Genomic DNA, 3,252 nt, shown 5'->3' with positions numbered 1-3,252 from the left:
GGGAGTTGCCTGCGCTGGGACATCGCGTCCTGGAACTTCCGCTCGTCCGGGCCGAAGTTGGAGGACACCAGCTCCCAGCTGCCGCCGTAGGTGAACACGCCGTTGAAGAAGCCGTAGTCCTTCTGGAGGTCCTTCGGGGCGTCGGGGTCCGAGCCCATGAGGGAGATCCCGGGCTTCAGCCTGTACCTGCCGCCGGACTCGGTGTAAGTGACGCCCTCCACGCCCCACTTGGAGAACTTCTGGCCCTCGTCGGAGTACCAGAGCCAGTCCACGAACTGCATCATCGCGACGAAGTCGGCGCTCTTGAGGGCCTTGCTGGAGATCATCACGCCGTTCTCCAGCCGGATGCCGCTCAGCAGGATCGGTCCTGCCGGGCCCAGGGGCACCGGGATCATCTCGATCTTCGCGCCCTTGACCTGCTTGTTCAGGTTGTAGCGGTAGTTCTGCACCAGCTCCTGCGGGTTGGCGCTGATCACGTACGACTTCTCGGCGAGCAGCTTCTGGATGGCCTGGTCGTCCTGCTGGGTGAAGCTCTCGGGGTCGAGGAGCTTGTCGGCGACGATCCTTCTCAGGTACTCGATCATCTGCCGGTAGGCGTCCTGGGCCGCGGTGAAGACGAACCGCTGCGCCTTGGTGTCGAAGCTGATGTTGTCGTAGTTCCAGCCGGCCTTCACGCCGTATGCCTGGCCCAGATAGCCGAACAACGCCCCGCACGGGAAGGGGGTGTTGGTGCTCCAGCGGTCGGTCCACGGGTACTTGTCCGGATACTCGGCCTTGAGCGCCTTGAGGACGTCGTACACCTCGTCCCAGGTCGTGGGCAGGGCCAGTCCGTGCCGGTCGAGGACGTCCGTGCGGAAGGCCATCGAGTATCCGGACTTCGGCTTCTCGTGCAGGCCGGGCAGCAGGTAGTACTTGCCGTCGGACTGGCGGATGGAGTCGAGTTCGGGTTCGAGCTTCCACTTCCTCACCTTGTCCCGGAAGTTGGGCATCAGGTCGACGTACTCGCTGACCGGGAGGATCGCGCCCGAGGACACGAAGGCGACCTCGCCGGGGTGGTACGTCTTCGGGATGATGAAGGGCGCGTCGCCCGCACCGATCAGGACGCTGCGCTTCTTCTCGTAGTCGGCGAGGGGGACGTCGAGGGGCTTGATGGTGACCCCGGTGCGCCTGGTGACCTCCTTCCAGAACAGCCAGTCCTTCTTCAGGGGGTAGACCGGGTTGTCGTTGTGCAGCATGGAGAAGGACAGCGCCTTGGACGCCTTGAACTGCTGGCCGGCCCGGTACTCCTTCATCGCGCCGTTCTGCTTCTTGGAAAGGTCCTTGGAGTCGCCTCCGTCGTCGCCGCTGCCGCAGCCGGTGAGGCCGGCGAGGCCGATGAACCCCGCGGCGGCCAGGATCTGACGCCGTGACAGCTGTCCTGCGTTCTCCACGGATACTCCCTCGTTCCGTAGTTGAGTTGACGGGCTGTCAGCCCTTGACCGCGCCGAGCATCACGCCCGAGACGAAGTAGCGCTGGACGAACGGGTACACGCAGATGATCGGCAGCGCGGTGAGCACGATCGTGACCGCCTGGATGCTCGCGCCCACCTGGCTGAGCTCGGCGGTGCCGGCGCCCGCGTTGCCGCCGCCGGTGGCACCGGCGATGAGGTTGCGGAGGTAGACGGTGACCGGCATCAGGTCGGAGTGGTCCATGTAGAGGAACGCGCTGAACCAGGAGTTCCAGAAGGACACCGTGTAGAAGAGCACCATGGTCGCGACGACCGCCTTGGACAGCGGCAGCACGATCCGGAAGAGGATGCCGTAGGTGCTCAGGCCGTCGATCTGGGCGGCCTCCTCCAGCTCGGTCGGCAGGCTCTCGAAGAATGCCTTCATCACCAGCAGGTTGAAGACGCTGATCGCGTTGGGCAGCGCTATGGCCCAGACGCTGTTCTTCAGTCCGAGCTCGGTGACCAGGATGTAGTGGGGGATCAGGCCGCCGGTGAAGAACATCGTGAACACGGCGATGCCGACGAGCACCCCGCGCCCCCTGAGGTGCTTCTTCGACAGGACGTAGGCGTAACAGGTCGTCAGGAACATGGCCACGGCGGTGGACACGACCGTGTAGAACACCGTGTTGCCGTAGTTGCGCCAGAACATCGAGTCCTGGAAGACGATCCGGTACGTGGTGAGGTTGAACCCCTTGGGCCACAGGGTCACTTCACCGGCCCGGATCTGCCTCTCCCCGCTGAAGGACCGCGCGACGATGTTGACGAACGGGTACAGGGTCACGAGCACCACGAGGCTGAGCACCACCCCGTTGACGCCCTGGAAGACCCGGTAGGAGCGGCTCGGCCTCACCACAGGCTCGTCCCCACCGTGCGGCGCGAGAGCGTGTTGGCGGACGTGATCAGGACCAGGCCGATGATCGCCTCGAAGAGCCCGATGGCGGCGGCGTAGCTGAAGCTGTTGGACTCGACGCCCGCCCGGTAGACGTACGTCGAGATCACGTCGGCGGTCGGGTAGGTCAGCGGGTTGTACAGCAGCAGGACCTTCTCGAAGCCGACCGCCATGAACGTGCCGACGTTCAGGATCAGCAGCGTGACCATGGTGGGGCGGATGCCGGGCAGGGTGACGTGCCAGATCTGCTTCCAGCGGTTGGCGCCGTCGATGCGCGCCGCCTCGTACAGGTCCTCGTCGATCGTGGTGAGCGCGGCGAGGTAGAGGATCGTGCCCCAGCCGGCGGTCTGCCAGATCTCCGAACCGACGTAGACGGTACGGAACCAGCCGGGTTCCTGGATGAAGCGGATCTCCTCGTGGCCGAACCAGCCGAGGGCGTGGTTGACCGGCCCGTCGGTGGCGAGCATCTGCATCGTGAGGCCGGCGACGATCACGATCGACAGGAAGTGCGGGAGGTAGGACACCGACTGCACGAAGCGCTTCAGGGAGCGCCGGCGCACCTCGTTGAGCAGGAGGGCGAGCACGATCGGGATGGGGAAGCAGAACACGAGCGTGAGCCCGCCGAGCCACAGGGTGTTGCGGAACACCTGCCAGAAGGTCGGGTCGCTGAGGAACATGCGCACATAGCGCAGGCCCACCCACTGCTCGCCGAACATCGAGCCGCCGGGCTCGAAGCGCCGGAAGGCGATCACGTTGCCGACCATCGGCAGATAGCGGAACACCAGGAAGAACAGCAGGGGCAGGACGGCCAGCGAGTAGAGCTGCCAGTCGCGGCGCAGGGACCGGCGCCATCCGCCGCGTGGCACGGGGTGGGCG

3 protein-coding genes are annotated in these 3,252 nt (G+C 65.4%); all 3 read right to left on the bottom strand.

Annotated features, from left to right (window positions below; translation table 11 throughout):
• Positions 1-1,430, bottom strand: a 1,430-nt coding sequence (locus tag EHS43_RS40950) for an extracellular solute-binding protein (protein WP_125195595.1), incomplete at its 3' end; no start/stop codon positions are given.
• A 37-nt stretch (positions 1,431-1,467) separates the two neighbouring features.
• The gene (locus tag EHS43_RS40945; RefSeq protein WP_125195594.1) at positions 1,468-2,340 is read right to left on the bottom strand and encodes a carbohydrate ABC transporter permease; all 873 of its coding nucleotides are present in this window, start codon (positions 2,338-2,340) and stop codon (positions 1,468-1,470) included.
• Positions 2,334-3,242, bottom strand: a complete 909-nt coding sequence (locus EHS43_RS40940; protein WP_125195596.1) for a sugar ABC transporter permease — start codon at positions 3,240-3,242, stop codon at positions 2,334-2,336. The genes EHS43_RS40945 and EHS43_RS40940 overlap by 7 nt, the downstream gene beginning before the upstream one ends.
• Positions 3,243-3,252: the final 10 nt, after the last annotated feature.

The organism is Streptomyces sp. RP5T (assembly GCF_003933965.1).
Taxonomy (GTDB): domain Bacteria; phylum Actinomycetota; class Actinomycetes; order Streptomycetales; family Streptomycetaceae; genus Streptomyces.
Note: the sequence above shows the minus strand (reverse complement) of the source record. Positions and strands in the feature narration are given on the sequence as shown.